This is a genomic window from Streptomyces sp. BHT-5-2 (assembly GCF_019774615.1).
Classification (GTDB): domain Bacteria; phylum Actinomycetota; class Actinomycetes; order Streptomycetales; family Streptomycetaceae; genus Streptomyces.
In genome coordinates, this window is record NZ_CP081497.1 from 1,645,660 (window position 1) to 1,662,816 (window position 17,157).

Annotated in this window: 15 protein-coding genes and 1 pseudogene; 13 read left to right on the forward strand and 3 right to left on the reverse strand. The window is 71.5% G+C overall.

Annotated features, from left to right (window positions below; all coding sequences use genetic code 11):
* The first annotated feature begins 19 nt into the window (after positions 1-19).
* From K2224_RS35125 to K2224_RS41120, 8 genes and pseudogenes are all read left to right on the forward strand, one after another.
* Positions 20-613 (forward strand): PaaI family thioesterase, encoded by a 594-nt coding sequence (locus tag K2224_RS35125; protein ID WP_221911167.1) that lies wholly within the window; start codon positions 20-22, stop codon positions 611-613.
* On the forward strand, positions 610-1,131 hold the full coding sequence (gene dut, locus K2224_RS35130) for a dUTP diphosphatase (protein WP_221911168.1): 522 nt from the start codon (positions 610-612) through the stop codon (positions 1,129-1,131). Before K2224_RS35125 ends, dut begins: the two co-directional genes overlap by 4 nt.
* Before the next feature lies 1 nt (position 1,132).
* The gene (locus K2224_RS35135) at positions 1,133-1,891 is read left to right on the forward strand and encodes a DUF3710 domain-containing protein (RefSeq protein ID WP_221911169.1); all 759 of its coding nucleotides are present in this window, start codon (positions 1,133-1,135) and stop codon (positions 1,889-1,891) included.
* A 326-nt stretch (positions 1,892-2,217) separates the two neighbouring features.
* On the forward strand, positions 2,218-2,307 hold the full coding sequence (gene kdpF / locus K2224_RS35140; RefSeq protein WP_221911170.1) for a K(+)-transporting ATPase subunit F: 90 nt from the start codon (positions 2,218-2,220) through the stop codon (positions 2,305-2,307).
* A 31-nt stretch (positions 2,308-2,338) separates the two neighbouring features.
* Entirely contained in the window at positions 2,339-4,015 is a 1,677-nt protein-coding gene (kdpA, locus tag K2224_RS35145; RefSeq protein WP_221912147.1) for a potassium-transporting ATPase subunit KdpA, read from the forward strand.
* A 32-nt stretch (positions 4,016-4,047) separates the two neighbouring features.
* Positions 4,048-6,153 carry a potassium-transporting ATPase subunit KdpB gene (gene kdpB, locus K2224_RS35150; RefSeq protein WP_221912148.1) on the forward strand — a complete coding sequence of 702 codons (2,106 nt, stop codon included), beginning with the start codon at positions 4,048-4,050 and terminating at the stop codon, positions 6,151-6,153.
* A gap of 21 nt (positions 6,154-6,174) precedes the next feature.
* Positions 6,175-6,843 carry a potassium-transporting ATPase subunit KdpC gene (kdpC, locus tag K2224_RS35155; protein WP_221911171.1) on the forward strand — a complete coding sequence of 223 codons (669 nt, stop codon included), beginning with the start codon at positions 6,175-6,177 and terminating at the stop codon, positions 6,841-6,843.
* A gap of 449 nt (positions 6,844-7,292) precedes the next feature.
* Positions 7,293-7,442, forward strand: a pseudogene (locus tag K2224_RS41120) (ABC transporter ATP-binding protein); the annotation flags it as partial.
* Between the two features lie 75 nt (positions 7,443-7,517).
* Here the strand turns inward: K2224_RS41120 and K2224_RS35160 are convergent.
* Positions 7,518-8,090 carry a GNAT family N-acetyltransferase gene (locus K2224_RS35160; protein WP_399020983.1) on the reverse strand — a complete coding sequence of 191 codons (573 nt, stop codon included), beginning with the start codon at positions 8,088-8,090 and terminating at the stop codon, positions 7,518-7,520.
* A gap of 405 nt (positions 8,091-8,495) precedes the next feature.
* Here K2224_RS35160 and K2224_RS35165 point away from each other — a divergent pair, with 405 nt between their 5' ends.
* The 4 genes from K2224_RS35165 to K2224_RS35180 all read left to right on the forward strand — a co-directional run bounded on the left by K2224_RS35165 (position 8,496) and on the right by K2224_RS35180 (position 13,220).
* Positions 8,496-11,051, forward strand: coding sequence for a sensor histidine kinase KdpD (locus tag K2224_RS35165; RefSeq protein WP_221911173.1), 2,556 nt, complete (start codon positions 8,496-8,498; stop codon positions 11,049-11,051).
* Between the two features lie 175 nt (positions 11,052-11,226).
* Positions 11,227-11,910: a response regulator gene (locus K2224_RS35170; protein WP_039631982.1), complete on the forward strand. Its 684-nt coding sequence runs from the start codon at positions 11,227-11,229 to the stop codon at positions 11,908-11,910.
* A gap of 65 nt (positions 11,911-11,975) precedes the next feature.
* Positions 11,976-12,374 (forward strand): OB-fold nucleic acid binding domain-containing protein, encoded by a 399-nt coding sequence (locus K2224_RS35175; RefSeq protein ID WP_221911174.1) that lies wholly within the window; start codon positions 11,976-11,978, stop codon positions 12,372-12,374.
* 3 nt (positions 12,375-12,377) lie between these two features.
* Positions 12,378-13,220: a DUF3159 domain-containing protein gene (locus tag K2224_RS35180; protein ID WP_221911175.1), complete on the forward strand. Its 843-nt coding sequence runs from the start codon at positions 12,378-12,380 to the stop codon at positions 13,218-13,220.
* A 69-nt stretch (positions 13,221-13,289) separates the two neighbouring features.
* Here the strand turns inward: K2224_RS35180 and K2224_RS35185 are convergent, their stop codons facing one another.
* Both K2224_RS35185 and K2224_RS35190 read right to left on the reverse strand, forming a co-directional pair.
* Positions 13,290-13,961, reverse strand: a complete 672-nt coding sequence (locus tag K2224_RS35185) for a TrkA family potassium uptake protein (protein WP_018537027.1) — start codon at positions 13,959-13,961, stop codon at positions 13,290-13,292.
* Entirely contained in the window at positions 13,958-14,626 is a 669-nt protein-coding gene (locus K2224_RS35190; RefSeq protein ID WP_221911176.1) for a TrkA family potassium uptake protein, read from the reverse strand. Before K2224_RS35190 ends, K2224_RS35185 begins: the two co-directional genes overlap by 4 nt.
* 330 nt (positions 14,627-14,956) lie before the next feature.
* On the opposite strand from K2224_RS35190, the gene K2224_RS35195 reads away from it, so the two are divergent.
* Positions 14,957-16,954, forward strand: coding sequence for an NAD-binding protein (locus K2224_RS35195; RefSeq protein WP_221912149.1), 1,998 nt, complete (start codon positions 14,957-14,959; stop codon positions 16,952-16,954).
* Positions 16,955-17,157: the final 203 nt, after the last annotated feature.

The following is a 17,157-nucleotide window of genomic DNA, read 5'->3' on the forward strand; positions in this document are numbered from 1 at the left end:
GCGGGTAGGGTCTGCACTCGTGAGTGGAACTGACCAACCCAGGACGCGCCTGACGCCGCCCGAGGGCGCCAAGCCCCCGGTCCGGCATCCGGACGCGCCGGCCCCCGGAGAACTGCTCGGCGCGCACTACGACCGGTGCTTCGGCTGCGGCACGGGCCAGCCCCACGGGCTGCACCTGGAGGCCCGGGCCGGCGACGGCGTGTGCGTCACCGCCGAGTTCACCGTCAAGGAGGCCCACCAGGGTGCGCCGGGCCTGGCCCACGGCGGCGTACTGGCCACCGCGTTGGACGAGACGCTCGGCTCCCTGAACTGGCTGCTGCGGGTGATCGCGGTGACCGGCCGGCTGGAGACCGACTTCGTCGCGCCGGTGCCGCTGGGCACCGTGCTGCACCTCGAGGCGCAGATCACCGCCGTGGACGGCCGGAAGATCTACTCCACGGCGGTCGGCCGGATAGGCGCTCCCGACGGTCCGGTGGCGGTCCGCGCCCAGGCCGTCTTCATCGAGGTCAAGGTCGACCACTTCATCGACAACGGAAGGACCGAGGAGATCCAGGCGGCGATGGCCGACCCGGACCAGGTCAAGCGCGCACGTGCCTTCGAGGTGAACCCGTGAGTCAGCAACGGAATCCGGTGGACGTCCTCCTGCGGCGCCTGGACCCGGACGTTCCCCTTCCGTCCTACGCGCATCCCGGGGACGCCGGAGTCGATCTCGTCACCACCGAGGCCGCCGAACTCGCACCGGGGGAGCGGACCGTCCTGCCCACCGGGGTGTCGATCGCCCTGCCCGACGGCTACGCGGCCTTCGTGCACCCGCGCTCGGGGCTGGCGGCCCGCTGCGGATTGGCGCTGGTGAATGCCCCCGGGACGGTCGATGCCGGGTACCGTGGAGAGATCAAGGTGATCGTGGTCAATCTGGACCCGCGCGAGCGTGTGCGGTTCGAGAAGTACGACCGGATCGCCCAATTGGTCGTCCAGCAGGTCGAGAAGGTGCGTTTCCACGAGGTGGCGGAACTTCCCGGCTCGGCGCGGGCCGAGGGGGGATTCGGGTCCACCGGCGGTCACGCGGCGGTGGACGGCTCCACGGGCGGGAATGAATACGCATCGGTCGGTGGCGACCGGGAAGGACAGTGACGTGTTCGGACGTCGCAAGAAGAACGAGGCTCCGGTGGAGCCGGCCGAGGACACGGCGCTCGCCGACGAGGTCGAGGACGGCGAGGACGACGCGACGCAGGCGCGCCTCAACCTCCCGCCCGCGCCGCGCCCCGACGGCCCCTGGGACGTGTCGGAGGTCAAGCAGCCCGGCGAGGGTCGGGTCGACCTCGGCGGCCTCTACGTGCCCGGTGTCGAGGGCATGGAGCTGCGCGTCGAGGTGGCCGGGGACGCGATCGTGGCCGCCACGGTCGTCCTCCAGGACAGCGCAGTGCAGCTCCAGGCGTTCGCCGCCCCCAAGAACGAGGGCATCTGGGGCGAGGTCCGCGAGGAGATCGCCGGCGGCATCACCCAGCAGGGCGGCGTCGTCGACGAGGTCGAGGGCCCCCTGGGCTGGGAGCTGCGCGCCCAGGTCCCCGTGCAGTTGCCGGACGGCACCAACGGCGTCCAGGTCGTGCGCTTCGTCGGCGTCGACGGCCCCCGCTGGTTCCTGCGCGGCGTGATCTCCGGCCAGGGCGCGGTGCAGCCGCAGGCCGCCGGCGTCCTGGAACACATCTTCCGGGACACCGTCATCATCCGCGGCGAGGGCCCGATGGCGCCCCGCGACCCGATCGTCCTCAAGCTGCCCGACGACGCCCAGATGGTGCCGGACGGCGTGCAGCAGGAGCAGGCCGAGGGGTCGCGCTTCGGCGGCGGCGTGGAGCGCCTGGAGCGCGGACCGGAGATCACCGAGATCCGCTGATCCGGCGCTGTCGAGCACGGCGCGACAACGCCGCCGTGACGGCTCAATAACGACGGTTGCAAGGGGTCGTACTCCCATACGAGGAGTGCGGCCCCTTCCCGTTTTTGCAGGTCAGATCGGGAGGCGTAAGAAAACCGTCAACGGGGCGCTAATGGCCGTAAGGGAGGCGTCAACAGCGGTCAAGTGGCGGAGGAACGACGGTTTGCTCTAGGGGTCCCATTCCGCCTGCCCATCTAGGAGCACACGATGGCCGACGTGGCCTTCGTCGTCGTCACCCTCGCGGTCTTCGCAGTGGTGGCTCTCGTCGCCAAGGGGGTGACGAAGCTGTGACCATCGAGAACATCGTCGGCCTCGTCGTGGCCGTCGCCCTCCTCGGTTACCTGGTCCTCGCCCTCGTTTTCCCGGAGAGGTTCTGAGGTGTCGACAGCTGCCAACGCGGCGGGCCACATGAGCCCCGTACTCGCGGGCGTGCTCCAGCTCACAGCGCTCATCGCGGCGCTCGCCCTGGTGTACCGCCCCCTCGGCGACTACATGGCCGCCGTCTACAACTCCCCTCGCCACCTGCGCGTGGAGAAGGTCATCTACCGCTGCATAGGCGCCAACGCGGACACCGGGATGCGCTGGCCCGCCTATCTCCGCGGCGTTCTGGCCTTCTCCCTGGCCGGGGTGCTCTTCCTCTACCTGATCCAGCGCCTCCAGGGACATCTGCCGCTCTCCCTCGGGTTCGCGTCCATCAGCCCCGACCAGGCGTTCAACACCGCCGCGTCCTTCGTCGCCAACACCAACTGGCAGTCGTACAGCGGTGAACAGGCCATGGGCCACGTCGTGCAGACCCTGGGCCTCGCGGTGCAGAACTTCGTGTCCGCCGCCACCGGCATGGCCGTCGCCATCGCCCTCGTCCGCGGCTTCGCCCGCTCCCGCACCGGCGAACTCGGCAACTTCTGGGCCGACCTGGTCCGCGGCACCGTCCGCATCCTGGTCCCGATCGCCGTCGTCGGCGCCGTGATCCTCGTCGCCTGCGGCGCCATCCAGAACTTCTCCGGCATCCACGGTGTCGGCCAGTTCATGGGCGGCACCCAGCAGACCAACGGCGGCGCCGTCGCCTCCCAGGAAGTCATCAAGGAACTCGGGACCAACGGCGGCGGCTACTTCAACGCCAACTCCGCCCACCCCTTCGAGAACCCCAACGCCTTCACCAACCTCTTCGAGATCTTCCTGATCCTCGCCATCCCCTTCGCGCTCACCCGCACCTTCGGCAAGCTCGTCGGGAACGTGAAGCAGGGCTACGCCATCCTCGCCACCATGGGCGTCATCTGGCTCGGGTTCACCGCGCTGATGATGTGGAGCGAGTTCGCCCACGGGGGCGCGGCCCTCCAGGCCGCGGGCGCCGCCATGGAAGGCAAGGAGAACCGCTTCGGCGTCGGCAGTTCCGCGATCTTCTCGGTCGCGACCACGCTGACGTCAACCGGAGCCGTCGACTCCTTCCACTCCTCCTTCACCGCATTCGGTGGCGGAATCCAGCTCCTCGGCATGATGCTCGGCGAGATCGCACCCGGCGGCGTCGGCTCCGGCCTCTACGGCATGCTCGTCATGGCCGTCATCGCGGTCTTCATCGCCGGACTCATGGTCGGCCGCACCCCTGAGTACCTCGGAAAGAAGATCGGCACCCGCGAGATCAAGCTCGCGGCCTGCTACATCCTCATCACGCCGACCCTCGTCCTCGGCTTCACCGCTGTTTCGATGGTGCTGCCCGACGCGCTCGGCTCGATGCTCAACACCAAGGCGGTCGGCGCCGGACCGCACGGCTTCTCCGAAGTCCTCTACGCGTTCACCTCCGGCGCCAACAACAACGGCTCCGCCTTCGCCGGACTCAACGCCAACACCCCCTGGTACAACACCACGATCGGCCTGGCCATCCTCCTCGGCCGCTTCCTCCCCATGGTGTTCGTGCTCGCCCTCGCAGGCTCGCTCGCCGAACAGCAGCCCGTCCCCGAGACCGCGGGCACCCTCCGTACCGAGAAGCCGCTCTTCGCCGGGCTGCTCGTCGGCACGATCCTGATCATCACCGGTCTGACCTACTTCCCGGCGCTCGCCCTCGGGCCGCTGGCGGAGGGCCTGTCATGACCGTCCCCGTGAAACCGGAGGAGTCCGGCTCCATGTCCACCGCCACTCCGACCCGCGCCCCCCAACAGGACGCCCCCGACGGGCAGCAGCCCGGCGACGGCCGCGTGGGCGGCGGTCTCTTCGACCCCAAGCAACTGCTCGTCTCACTGCCGGACGCCCTGCGCAAGCTCGACCCGCGCGTGATGGTCAAGTCGCCCGTCATGTTCGTCGTCGAGGTCGGCTCCGTCCTCACCACGATATTCGCCTGCGCCGCGCCCACCGACTGGTTCGGCTGGGCCATCGCGGCCTGGCTGTGGCTGACCGTCATCTTCGCCAACCTCGCCGAGGCCGTCGCCGAAGGCCGCGGCAAGGCGCAGGCGGACACCCTGCGCAAGGCCAAGACCGACACCGTCGCCCGCCGGCTGAACGGCACCGAAGAGGAACGCGTACCCGGCACCGAACTCCGCGTCGGCGACCTCGTGGTCTGCGAGGCCGGCGACATCATCCCCGGCGACGGCGACGTCGTCGAAGGTGTCGCCTCCGTCGACGAGTCCGCCATCACCGGTGAATCGGCGCCTGTCATCCGGGAGTCCGGCGGCGACCGCTGCGCCGTCACCGGTGGCACGAAGGTGCTCTCCGACCGCATCGTCGTCAAGATCACGACGAAGCCCGGCGAGACCTTCATCGACCGGATGATCAACCTCGTCGAGGGTGCCGCCCGTCAGAAGACGCCCAACGAGATCGCGCTGAACATCCTCCTCGCGTCCCTCACCATCGTCTTCCTGCTGGCCGTCGTCACCCTTCAGCCCTTCGCCATCTACGCGGGCGCCGAGCAGCCCATGATCGTGCTGCTCGCCCTGCTGGTCTGCCTGATCCCCACGACCATCGGCGCGCTTCTGTCCGCGATCGGCATCGCCGGCATGGACCGCTTGGTCCAGCGCAACGTCCTCGCCATGTCCGGACGCGCCGTCGAAGCGGCAGGCGATGTATCGACATTGCTGCTCGACAAGACCGGCACCATCACCTACGGCAACCGCCGCGCCGCCGAGTTCGTCCCCGTCCGCGGCGCGACCGAGGAGGAACTCGCCGACGCCGCGCGGCTGTCGTCGCTCTCCGACGAGACCCCCGAGGGGCGCTCCGTCGTCGAGCTCGCCAAGGAGAAGTACGGCCTGCGCGAGGGTGACTTCAGCGGCGACGCGTTGACGGGTGCCGAGTGGATCCCGTTCACCGCGCAGACCCGTATGTCCGGCGTGGACGTCGACGGCCGCAAGGTCCGCAAGGGCGCGACCGGCTCCGTCCTCGCCTGGGTCCAGGAGCGCGGCGGCACCCCCACCGAGGACGCCCAGCAACTCGCGGACACCATCTCCCAGGCCGGCGGCACTCCGCTGCTGGTCGCCCTGGAGGACGAGAGCGGCCCCCGGGTCCTCGGCGTCATCCACCTCAAGGACGTCGTCAAGGACGGCATGCGCGAACGCTTCGACGAGCTGCGCAAGATGGGCATCAAGACGGTCATGATCACGGGTGACAACCCGCTGACCGCCAAGGCCATCGCCGAGGAGGCCGGCGTCGACGACTTCCTCGCCGAGGCCACGCCCGAGGACAAGATGGCCCTCATCAAGCGCGAGCAGGCCGGCGGCAAGCTCGTCGCGATGACCGGTGACGGCACCAACGACGCCCCGGCGCTGGCCCAGGCCGACGTGGGCGTGGCGATGAACACCGGCACGTCGGCCGCCAAGGAGGCCGGCAACATGGTCGACCTCGACTCCAACCCGACCAAGCTCATCGAGATCGTCGAGATCGGCAAGCAACTCCTCATCACCCGGGGTGCGTTGACGACGTTCTCGATCGCCAACGACGTCGCCAAGTACTTCGCGATCATCCCCGCGATGTTCGCCGTGGCTTACCCCGGCCTGGACACCCTCAACATCATGCGGCTGTCCAGCCCCAACTCGGCCATCCTGTCCGCGATCATCTTCAACGCGCTGATCATCGTCGCCCTCGTGCCGCTCGCCCTCAAGGGCGTCCGCTACCGGCCCGTCAGCGCCGACAGGATGCTCCGCCGCAACCTCGCGGTGTACGGACTCGGCGGTCTCGTCGCCCCGTTCATCGGCATCAAACTCATCGACCTGCTGATCTCCCTGATCCCCGGGCTGCACTGATCGAAAGGCGTGGTGACAGCCATGAACAACTCCGTACGCAACACAGCCCGGTTGCTGACCGCGGGCCTGCGCGCCCTGCTCGTCCTCAGCGTGGTCTGCGGCGTGATCTACCCCCTGGTGGTCACCGGAGTCGCCCAGGCCGCCTTCCCCGGCAAGGCCAACGGCTCCGAGATCAGCTCGCACGGCAAGGTCGTCGGCTCCTCCCTCCTCGGCCAGCGCTATGACAAGGGCACCGACAAGAAGGGCAACCCGATCCCCGACCTCCGCTACTTCCAGCCCCGCCCCTCGGCCGGGCTGGGCAGCAACCGGACGGCGACGCCGCCCGTCAACCCCCAGTACGACCTCCAGGTCTCCGGCGCCTCCAACCTGGGCGCCACCAACACCGACCTGGTCAAGGCCGTCAAGGAACGCAAGCAGTGGGTCGCCACCACCTACGGCGTCCCCGAGTCTCAGGTTCCGGCCGACGCCGTGACCTCCTCCGGCTCCGGCCTCGACCCGGACATCTCGCCCGAGTACGCGCTCCTCCAGGTGAACCGCATCGCCAAGGAGAACCACCGGCCCGCCGGCGAGATCGAGAAGCTGGTCCAGGACCACGTCCAGGGACGCCCGCTGGGATTCATGGGAGAACCCCGGGTCAACGTCCTGGAGTTGAACGTGGCGCTCCGGGACCTGGTCCAGGGACAGCGGTGACGTTCGGTGGCTTACTGACACACCCACCGCACGTGACACACCGCACGTGACACACCGCACGTGACACACCGCCGCCGCACACAGGGGCGGCCCCAGGGAGGAACGTCCCCCGGGGCCGCCCCTGTGGCGCGCCACAATCCGGGTGCCGCACCGGCTGCCGCAAGTCGCGTACCGCTGACCGTGTGACCGGGTGTCCCGGGAGTCGAACGCGACCGCACGACAGGCGAGTTGAGCGAGTCACCGGCAAGGGTGACTTTCGGGGCGGCAGGCTGACGGTCCATGGGCTTGGCCCTGCGTTCGCCACCCGTCGACGAGAGCAGGGGAAGGCATCATGAACGAGCGCGGCGGAGAAGACGGCGGCACGGCGACCGCGGGCAAGGCCGGTACGGCCGTCGCCGACGCGGGCCGGGCCGGGCCGAGGCGATGGTCGTCGTCGAGGAACTGCATCGCAGTTACGACGCCGAACCGGCCTGGAGGTGATGGAACTCCTGAGGGCCGTCGTCCGCAGCGAGGGCGTCACGGCGCTCGCCGCGACGCACCACACCACTTTCCTCTCCCTCGCCGACCGGGTGCTGGAGCTCGCCGACGGGGTGGTCACGGCGGCGGCGGAGCCCGCCGGGAAGCAGGGGCGTGACCTCGGGCCCCGCGGGTCGGCGCCCCTGCCGGACGTCCGGCTACCAGACGTCGCCCTCCCGCCAGTCGCACGTCAGGTCGCCATCGAGGTCCAGCCGCACGGATCCGGTGAGGACGAAGAGGGAGCCGTCCTCGTCCGGTGTGCGTCGGATGCCGGTCGGGGTGAGGGCGGAGGACGGGCCGCGCCAGAGCTGCCAGCCGCGGCCCGCGTAGAAGGTGGCGGCGTCGTCGGCCGCGCCGAGCGCCCCGAGGTCGTAGGCGTTGCGGATGACGCCTTCCAGGGCGTCCATCATGGCCGCGCCGTGGCCGCACCCGCGGCGGTCCGCGCGGACGCCGACGCCCTCGACGTAGCCGCAGCGCAGCGCCCGGCGGTTGTGCAGCACCCGGCGCTGGACGACCGCGGCGTGCCCGATCAGAACGCCGTCCTCGTGGACGAGGGCGTGCAGACCGCCCAGCGCGTGCTCCCAGTCCTCGGCGGTCATGTCGTCGAAGACGTCGTAGAGGAGGATGCGGGCGGCCTTGAGGGTGGCGTCGTCGAGGTCGGCGGTGTGGGCGAGGCGCACCTCGACGGTGCCGGCGGGGCGTTCGGCGGGGCTGGTGGTCATATGGGGCATCGTCGCAGGGGCCGTTGGTGCCGGCGATGGTTTTGTTTCGGCCAATGGAGTGCTGGGATCGGCCACCTCTCAGGGCCGCCCGCGCCCCTTGCGCCCGACCTCCCCGCGCGGGCCGCCCGCCCGTGCCGGCCACTTCCCGGGCGTCGGTCCACTCCTCTTCCGTTCACGTCCCTCCACGTGCGTCGACGTCATCGTGCTCACCCCCGGACCGCCCCGTCCACCTCCCGCCCAGCCCCCGTGGCCTTCGCCCCACCCCCCCGATCGGCCCCCACCAGCACCCCGTATCAGAGTCGCGTCAAGACCCCGGGGGAAGCCGCTACCTGGGCGTCTTCGCGGTGGGACGGTCGGTAGGGTCGCATCAGGTCCAGCCCGGTGGGGGCGACCTTCACGTAAGACAATGGGGCCATGGCACGCGGCAAGCTACGGATATATCTCGGCGCGGCACCGGGCGTCGGCAAGACGTACGCGATGCTGTCCGAGGCACACCGGCGCGTGGAGCGCGGGACGGACGTCGTGGTGGCGTTCGTCGAGCACCATGGCCGGCCCCGCACCGAGGTCATGCTGCACGGGCTGGAGCAGATCCAGCGCCGTGAGCTGGAGTACCGCGGTTCGACGTTCACCGAGATGGACGTCGACGCGGTGCTGGAGCGCAGACCCGCCGTGGCGCTCGTGGACGAGCTGGCGCACACCAACGTTCCCGGGTCCCGCAACGGCAAGCGCTGGCAGGACGTCGAGGAGCTCCTGGAAGCCGGCATCACGGTCATCTCGACGGTGAACATCCAGCACCTGGAGTCGCTCGGGGACGTCGTCGAGTCGATAACGGGCGTGCGGCAGCGGGAGACGGTGCCGGACGAGATCGTCCGGCGGGCCGACCAGATCGAGCTGGTCGACATGTCGCCACAGGCGATCCGACGGCGGATGGCGCACGGCAACATCTACCAGTCGGACAAGGTCGACGCGGCGCTGTCGAACTACTTCCGGCCGGGCAACCTCACCGCGCTGCGCGAGCTGGCGCTGCTGTGGGTGGCCGACCGCGTGGACGAGTACCTCCAGGAGTACCGGGCGGAGCATTCGATCCGTTCGACCTGGCAGGCCCGCGAGCGGATCGTGGTCGGGCTGACCGGCGGTCCGGAGGGACGGACGCTGATCCGCCGGGCCGCCCGGATGGCGGCGAAGGGCTCCGGCAGCGAGGTGCTCGCCGTCTACATCGCCCGCAGCGACGGGCTGACCTCGGCCTCCCCGAAGGAACTCGCCGTCCAGCGGACCCTCGTGGAGGACCTGGGCGGGACGTTCCATCACGTCATCGGTGACGACATACCGCGTGCGCTGCTGGAGTTCGCGCGGGGGGTGAACGCCACCCAGATCGTCCTGGGGTCGAGCCGCCGCAAGGCGTGGCAGTACGTCTTCGGCCCCGGGGTGGGGGCGACGGTGGCACGGGAGTCCGGGCCCGATCTCGATGTGCACATCGTGACGCACGACGAGGTCGCCAAGGGGCGGGGGCTGCCGGTGGCGCGCGGGGCGCGGCTGGGCCGGTCGCGGATCATCGCCGGCTGGCTGGTCGGCGTCGGCGGTCCGACGGTGCTGTCGCTGCTGCTCACGCGGCTGTCGAACGGCCCGGGGCTGGCCAACGACGTCCTGCTGTTCCTGTTCCTGACGGTCGTGGCGGCGCTGCTGGGCGGTCAGCTGCCGGCGCTGGCGTCCGCGGCGGTCGGGTCGCTGCTGCTGAACTTCTACTTCACCCCGCCCACGCACACGCTCACGGTCAACGACCCGAAGAACATCGTGGCGATCGCGATCTTCTTCGCGGTGGCGGTGTCGGTGGCGTCGGTGGTGGATCTGGCCGCCCGGCGGACGCATCAGGCGGCCCGGTTGCGGGCCGAGTCGGAGATCCTGTCGTTCCTGGCGGGCAGCGTGCTGCGCGGTGAGACCACGTTGGACGCGCTGCTGGAGCGGGTGCGGGAGACCTTCGGCATGGACACCGTGGCGCTGCTGGAGCGGCGCAGCGACGTCGATCCGTGGACGTGCGCGGGCCGCGCGGGCGGGGACGGGAGTGCGCCGCCGCTGACCCGCCCGGAGGACGCGGACGTGGACATGCCGGTGGGCGACCACATGGCGCTGGCGCTGACCGGCCGGGTGCTGCCGGCGGAGGACCGCCGGGTGCTGGCCGCGTTCGCCGCGCAGGCCGCGGTGGTGCTGGACCGGCAGCGGCTGGTGGGCGAGGCGGAGCGGGCCCGGGAGCTGGCGGAGGGCAACCGCATCCGTACGGCGCTGCTGGCCGCGGTCAGCCACGACCTGCGGACGCCGCTGGCGGGCATCAAGGCGTCGGTGACGTCGCTCCGGTCGGACGACGTGGCGTGGTCGGAGGAGGACGAGGCGGAGCTGCTGGCCGGAATCGAGGCGGGCGCGGACCGGCTCGACCACCTGGTGGGCAATCTGCTGGACATGTCGCGGTTGCAGACCGGCACGGTGACGCCGCTGATCCGGGAGATCGACCTCGACGAGGTGGTGCCGATGGCGCTGGGCGGCGTCCCGGAGGGCAGTGTCACGTTGGACATCCCGGAGGAGCTGCCGATGGTGGCGGTGGATCCGGGGCTGCTGGAGCGGTCGGTGGCCAATCTGGTGGAGAACGCCGTGAAGTACAGCCCGGACGGGGAGGCGGTGCTGGTCGCGGCCAGTGCGCTCGGCGACCGGGTGGAGCTGCGGATCGCGGACCGGGGCCCGGGGGTGCCGGACAGCGCGAAGGACCGGATCTTTGAACCGTTCCAGCGGTACGGGGACGCTCCGCGGGGCGCCGGGGTGGGGCTGGGGCTGGCCGTGGCGCGGGGTTTCGCGGAGGCGATCGGTGGGACGTTGTCCGCGGAGGACACTCCGGGGGGCGGGATGACGATGGTGCTGACGCTGTCGGCCGCCGCGGGTCTCCCGCCGGTGCGACCTGATCTTCCGGCACAGGCGACGACATGAGTCGTGGCCACGGCGGAGGCACCGGCGGCGGGAGACGGCCGCGTTCCGGCGCCGGTGCGGGTCCGCCGCACGGCCCGGGAGGGGACCATGACGCCGGCCGGGCGGTACCGGCCGCACTCACGACTTTGCCGGCGGGCGGGGCCCGCCGGCGACCGACACCGCGAGGAGAACGCCAGTGAACCGGGTGCTTGTGGTTGATGACGAGCCGCAGATCGTGCGCGCCCTTGTGATCAACCTGAAGGCGCGCAAGTACGAGGTGGACGCGGCCCCGGACGGGGCCACCGCCTTGAAGCTTGCCGCGGCCCGCCATCCCGATGTCGTGGTCCTGGACCTGGGGCTGCCCGATATGGACGGGGTGGAGGTCATCAAGGGACTGCGCGGCTGGTCCCGGGTGCCGATCCTGGTGCTGTCCGCGCGGCAGACCTCGGACGAGAAGGTCGAGGCGCTGGACGCGGGGGCGGACGACTACGTGACCAAGCCGTTCGGGATGGACGAGCTGCTGGCGCGGTTGCGGGCGGCGGTGCGCCGGGCGGAGCCGACCGGGCCGGCGGACGACGAGGTGATCGTGGAGACCGAGGGCTTCACGGTCGATCTGGCGGCGAAGAAGGTCAACCGCGGGGGCCGGGACATCCGGCTGACGCCGACGGAGTGGCATCTGCTGGAGGTGCTGGTGCGCAACCAGGGCCGGCTGGTGAGCCAGAAGCAGTTGCTACAGGAGGTGTGGGGGCCGTCGTACGGGACGGAGACCAACTATCTGCGGGTGTACATGGCGCAGCTGCGGCGGAAGCTGGAGAGCGACCCCTCGCATCCGCGGCACTTCATCACGGAGCCGGGGATGGGATACCGCTTCGAGGGGTGAACGCGTGGCGGCGGGGTCACGGCCGGTCGTGGGGGCCGGCGTGCGGGCCCCGGTACGCTGGGGCTATGAGTGCTGGGATCCGACCCGAAAAGCCGGCCGGCCGGTTCCGCCGGATGCTCGAGCGGCTGTCGTCCTCCGAGGAGGAGCTGCAGTCCGCCGAACTGCAGGAGGACGCGCAGGCGACGGGGTGCACCCGCATATGCGACTGCGACGACCGTCAGATAGTGAAGGTCTCCGGCACCCTGCGGCATGTCACGCTGCGGCCGCGCGCCGGTGTGCCCGCGCTGGAGGCGGAGCTGTTCGACGGCTCCGCGGCGCTCGACGTGGTGTGGCTGGGTCGCCGCTCCATCGTCGGCATCGAGCCGGGCCGTAACCTCATCGCCTCGGGCCGGATCTCGTTGAGTCACGGGCGCCGGGTGCTCTTCAATCCCAAGTACGAACTGCGACCGCTCGGACAGGAGTAGCCGGTGACGTCGTACGACCGACCGACCACTGACCCTGAGGCTTCCGCCCCCGCCGATCACCCGGTGGGCGCTTCGGCCGTCACCGCCCCGCGGGTGCCCGACGCGGGCCCCGACGTCGCAGGCAGGCAGGTGACGGAGGCGGCGCTGTTCGAGGCGTTCGGCGGCGTGCGCGGCCTGGTGGAGACGGTGCTGCCGGGGCTGCTGTTCGTCGCGATCTTCACGGTCGACAAGGACCTGCACGTCTCGGCGATCGCGGCGCTGGCGGTGTCGCTGGTGCTGTGCGCGGTGCGCCTGGTGCGCAGGGACACCGTCAAGCACGCTTTCAGCGGCGTCTTCGGGGTGGCCTTCGGCGTGGTCTTCGCGATGATGACCGGCAACGCCAAGGACTTCTACCTGCCGGGGATGCTGTACACCCTGGGCCTGGCGCTGGCCTACATCGTCACCACGCTCGCGGGGGTTCCGCTCATCGGGCTGATCCTGGGCCCGGTGTTCAAGGAGAACCTCTCCTGGCGGACCCGCAATCCGGGGCGGAAGAAGGCGTACGCGAAGGCCAGCTGGGCGTGGGGGCTGATCCTGCTCGGCAAGTGCATGATCCTTTTCCCGCTGTACTGGTGGGCGGACACCACGCAGCTGGGATGGGTGCTGGTGGCGCTGAAGATCCCGCCGTTCCTGCTGGCCGTCTATCTGACGTGGATGTTCCTGGTGAAGGCGCCGGCGCCGATCGACGTGTTCGCGGAGATGGAGGCGCAGGAGAAGACGGAGGAGGCCCTGCGGGAGCGGTTGGCGACGCCGGGGCCGCCGATCGTGGTGGACCGGCCGCAGGAAGGGCCGCGGCATCGCCGCTGAGCCGCCGCGAGGCATGACGAAGGGCCCGGGAGCCGTCTGGCTCCCGGGCCCTTTGCCGTGCCGGGCGGTTCAGCTGTCGTCGCGGCGGACCGACAGCAGGTCCTCGAGCTGTTCCTCGCGGGACTGGGCGGCGACGAAGAGGAGTTCGTCGCCGGCTTCGAGGGCGTCGTCCTTGTTGGGGGTCAGGACGCGGGTGCCGCGGATGATGGTCACCAGGGAGGTGTCCTCGGGCCAGGCGACGTCACCGACGCGGGTGCCGGCGAGGGCGGCCTCCGGGGGGAGGGTGAGCTCGACGAGGTTGGCGTCGCCGTGGCTGAAGCGCAGCAGCCGGACGAGGTCGCCGACGCTGACGGCCTCTTCGACGAGGGCCGACATCAGCCGGGGGGTGGAGACGGCGACGTCGACGCCCCAGGCTTCGTTGAACAGCCACTCGTTCTTGGGGTTGTTGACGCGGGCGACCACGCGCGGCACGCCGTACTCGGTCTTCGCGAGCAGGGAGACGACGAGGTTGACCTTGTCGTCGCCGGTGGCGGCGATGACGACGTTGCAGCGCTGGAGCGCCGCCTCGTCGAGCGAGGTGATCTCGCAGGCGTCGGCCAGCAGCCATTCGGCGAGCGGTACCCGTTCGACCGAGATGGCGGTGGGGGCCTTGTCGATGAGCAGGATCTCGTGTCCGTTTTCCAGGAGTTCGCCGGCGATGGAACGACCCACCGCGCCGGCGCCTGCGATGGCGACCCTCATGCGTGCGCCTCCTCGGGACCCTGGGCGAATGCCGCCTCGACCTTCTCGACTTCGTCGGTGCGCATCATGACGTGCACCAGGTCGCCTTCCTGGAGAACCGTCTGGGAGGTGGGCAGCATGGCCTCGCCCAGTCGGGTGAGGAAGGCGACGCGGACGCCGGTCTCCTCCTGCAGTTTGCTGATCTTGTGGCCGACCCAGGAGGGGGCGGTGTGCACCTCGGCGAGCTGGACGCCGCCGCTGGGGTCGCGCCAGAGCGGCTCGGCGCCGGAGGGGAGGAGCCGGCGCAGCATCTGGTCGGCGGTCCAGCGGACGGTGGCGACCGTGGGGATGCCGAGGCGCTGGTAGACCTCGGCGCGGCGCGGGTCGTAGATGCGGGCCGCGACGTTCTCGACGCCGAACATCTCGCGGGCCACCCGGGCGGCGATGATGTTGGAGTTGTCGCCGCTGGAGACGGCGGCGAAGGCGCCCGCCTCCTCGATGCCGGCCTCGCGGAGGGTGTCCTGGTCGAAGCCGACGCCGGTGACGCGGCGGCCGCCGAAGGCGGAGCCGAGGCGGCGGAACGCGGTCGGGTCCTGGTCGATCACCGCGATGGTGTGGCCCTGGCCCTCAAGGGTCTGCGCGAGCGCGGAGCCCACGCGACCGCACCCCATGATGACGATGTGCATGCTGATTACCCCGTGCCCTGTACTAGCGCGCTGACCTGCCCAAACACCCTGCTCACTCTTTCTTCTCCGATGTGCCGGCGGCACGGAGCCGCTGTCCGCGACGGCGGCCCGGTGCGTCGGACGGGAGCGCCGGCCGCACCGTGTTCCGGTACAACCGTAGCCGTAACGGCGGCTCCGGTAGGGGGCGCGGTCGGTGCGGGGTTGTGGTGGGCGAGGTGGTGGTGCGGTGCGGATCGTGCGGTGTGCTGCGCGGGGACGGCCGGGTAGGGCACGCTACGGCGTGTGCCACAACTGCCACATCAACCCCAACAGGGTTCTCTCGCGCCGCACATGGTGGTGTGCGGCGATGACGCGTTGGCCCACCGGCTCGCCGCCGAGCTGAGGGACGTCTACCGCGAACGGGTGACGCTGCTCGTGCCGTCCGCCCGGGAGCCGCACCGGCCCCGCGTTCCGCCGGCGTCCCGCGGACTGGGCCGGGCCTCCGCGCTGCTGGGCCGGATGTCGGCGGTGATGGCGCGGACCGGTCCGGGGACGCTGCCCGGTGTCCCGCCGCCCACGGTGGCGCGCGAGGACGGCGAGGCGCCGCCGGAGCCGATACGGGTCCAGGTGGCGGCCCAGATCGACGACGCGGCACTGGTCGAGGCCGGTGTCGTGGAGGCGGGCGCCCTCGCGCTGGTCCATGACGACGACGAGCTGAACATCCATGCCGCGCTCCGGGCCCGCCGCCTCAACCCGCGGCTGCGGCTCGTCATCCGGCTCTACAACCGCAAACTCGGCCAGCATCTGGAGGAGTTGCTGGACCAGGCCGCGGCGGTCGCGGCGAGCGGTGGCGCGGACGGTGCCGGGGCACCGCGGGGCGACGCGTCCACCACGGTGCTGTCCGACGCGGACACCGTCGCCCCGGCACTGGTGGCCACCGCGGTGGCCGGGACCAGCAAGGTCATCGAGGCGGACGGGCTGATGCTGCGCGCCGTGGAGCGCGCGCCGGGGCAGTCCGGTCCGCCGGGGGCGCGGCGGCTGTGCACCCTGGCGCTGCTGTCGCCGTCGCCCGGCGATCCGCCCGGTGATCCGACCGGGGGCGCGGCCGGTGCGCCGGGTGCGGCCGCCGGCGACGAGGGCCCGGTGCTGCTGCCGGACGACGCCACGGCCGCGGCGGCCGGCGGCTGCGGACGGGTCGTCCTGGAGACCGTCGCCTATACGGGCCGGACGCTGCGGCCGAGCCGGCTGCGCGGCCGGGGCGCGCCGCTGGCCTCGCTCTTCTCCCGGCGGCTGCGCTGGTCGCTGGCGGGCATCGTCGGGGCGGTGCTGGCGCTGGCGGTGGCCGCGTCGCTGTCGACGGGGGAGCCGCCGCTGCACGCCGCGTACCTGACGCTGCTGGACCTGTTCGCGATCAACGAGCCGGCGCTCGACGCCCCGTTGGCGCGCAAGCTGCTGCAACTGCTGTCCGGACTGGTCGGGTTGTTGCTGCTGCCGGTGCTGGTGGCGGCGGCGTTCGAGGGACTGGGCACGTTCCGCAGCGCGTCGGCGCTGCGCCGCCCGCCGCGCGGGCTGTCGGGTCACGTGGTGCTGCTGGGCCTGGGGAAGATCGGGACGCGCGTGCTGGCGCGGCTGCACGAGATGCGGGTGCCGGTGGTGTGCGTCGAGGCCGATCCGGAGGCGCGCGGGATCGCCCTGGCGCGGCGGCTCCGGGTGCCGACCGTGGTGGGGGACGTGACCCAGGAGGGGGTGCTGGAGGCGGCGCTGGCCGACCGGGCCCGCACGCTGCTGGCGCTGACGAGCGAGGACACCACCAATCTGGAGGCCGCGCTCTACGCCCGGTCGGTCAATCCGCGGCTGCGGGTGACCCTGCGGCTGTTCGACGACGGGTTCGCCGCCGCCGTCTACCGGACGCTGCGGACGGCGCACCCCGGTGCGCGGACCCGGAGCCGCAGCGTGTCGTTCCTGGCGGCGCCGGCCTTCGCCGGGGCGATGATGGGCCGCGAGATCCTGGGCGCGATCCCGGTGGAGCGGCGGATGCTGCTGGTCGCCCGGGTCGAGGTGCGGGGCCATGCGGCCCTGGAGGGCCGTTCGGTGGGCGAGGTGCTGCGGCCGGGGCGGCTGCGGGTGCTGGCCGTCGACACCTCCGCGCCCGACGAGCCGTCGGCGGAGCCCGTGGCGGGTGCGGCGGGCGCGTCGCCGGCCGGTGGCGCGCCCGCGCCGGCGCAGCTGGCGGACGAGTTGAACGGCCACGTCCTGCGACCGCAGGACGTGGTGCTGGTGGCGGCGACCCGGGAGGGGCTGGGCGATCTGCTGTCCCGCCGGCCGCGCCCGGCGGCGCGCGAGGAGTGAGGCCGCGCCCCGCGGCACGTCGGCGCGCCCACGCGCGACACGCCTGGGCGGCGTGACATCCACCACGAAGTCCGGGCCCGCGGGCGTTCCCCGCATCGACGGCGCCACCGTGCGCGTACGGTGCGGATGCCGTGGAGGCGCCGCGTAGTGGATGCGTAGTCGGGGCGCCCTGTGCGGGGTGGCGCATTCGGGTGTCTATACCC

Bases quoted from the DNA above. Each gene is read 5' to 3' on its own strand.
- kdpA (WP_221912147.1), top strand. From the start codon at position 2,339: ATGAGCCCCGTACTCGCGGGCGTGCTCCAGCTCACAGCGCTCATCGCG.
- kdpB (WP_221912148.1), top strand. From the start codon at position 4,048: ATGTCCACCGCCACTCCGACCCGCGCCCCCCAACAGGACGCCCCCGAC.
- kdpC (WP_221911171.1), top strand. From the start codon at position 6,175: ATGAACAACTCCGTACGCAACACAGCCCGGTTGCTGACCGCGGGCCTG.
- K2224_RS35160 (WP_399020983.1), bottom strand. From the start codon at position 8,090: ATGCCCCATATGACCACCAGCCCCGCCGAACGCCCCGCCGGCACCGTC.
- K2224_RS35165 (WP_221911173.1), top strand. From the start codon at position 8,496: ATGGCACGCGGCAAGCTACGGATATATCTCGGCGCGGCACCGGGCGTC.
- K2224_RS35175 (WP_221911174.1), top strand. From the start codon at position 11,976: ATGAGTGCTGGGATCCGACCCGAAAAGCCGGCCGGCCGGTTCCGCCGG.
- K2224_RS35185 (WP_018537027.1), bottom strand. From the start codon at position 13,961: ATGAGGGTCGCCATCGCAGGCGCCGGCGCGGTGGGTCGTTCCATCGCC.
- K2224_RS35190 (WP_221911176.1), bottom strand. From the start codon at position 14,626: ATGCACATCGTCATCATGGGGTGCGGTCGCGTGGGCTCCGCGCTCGCG.
- K2224_RS35195 (WP_221912149.1), top strand. From the start codon at position 14,957: ATGGTGGTGTGCGGCGATGACGCGTTGGCCCACCGGCTCGCCGCCGAG.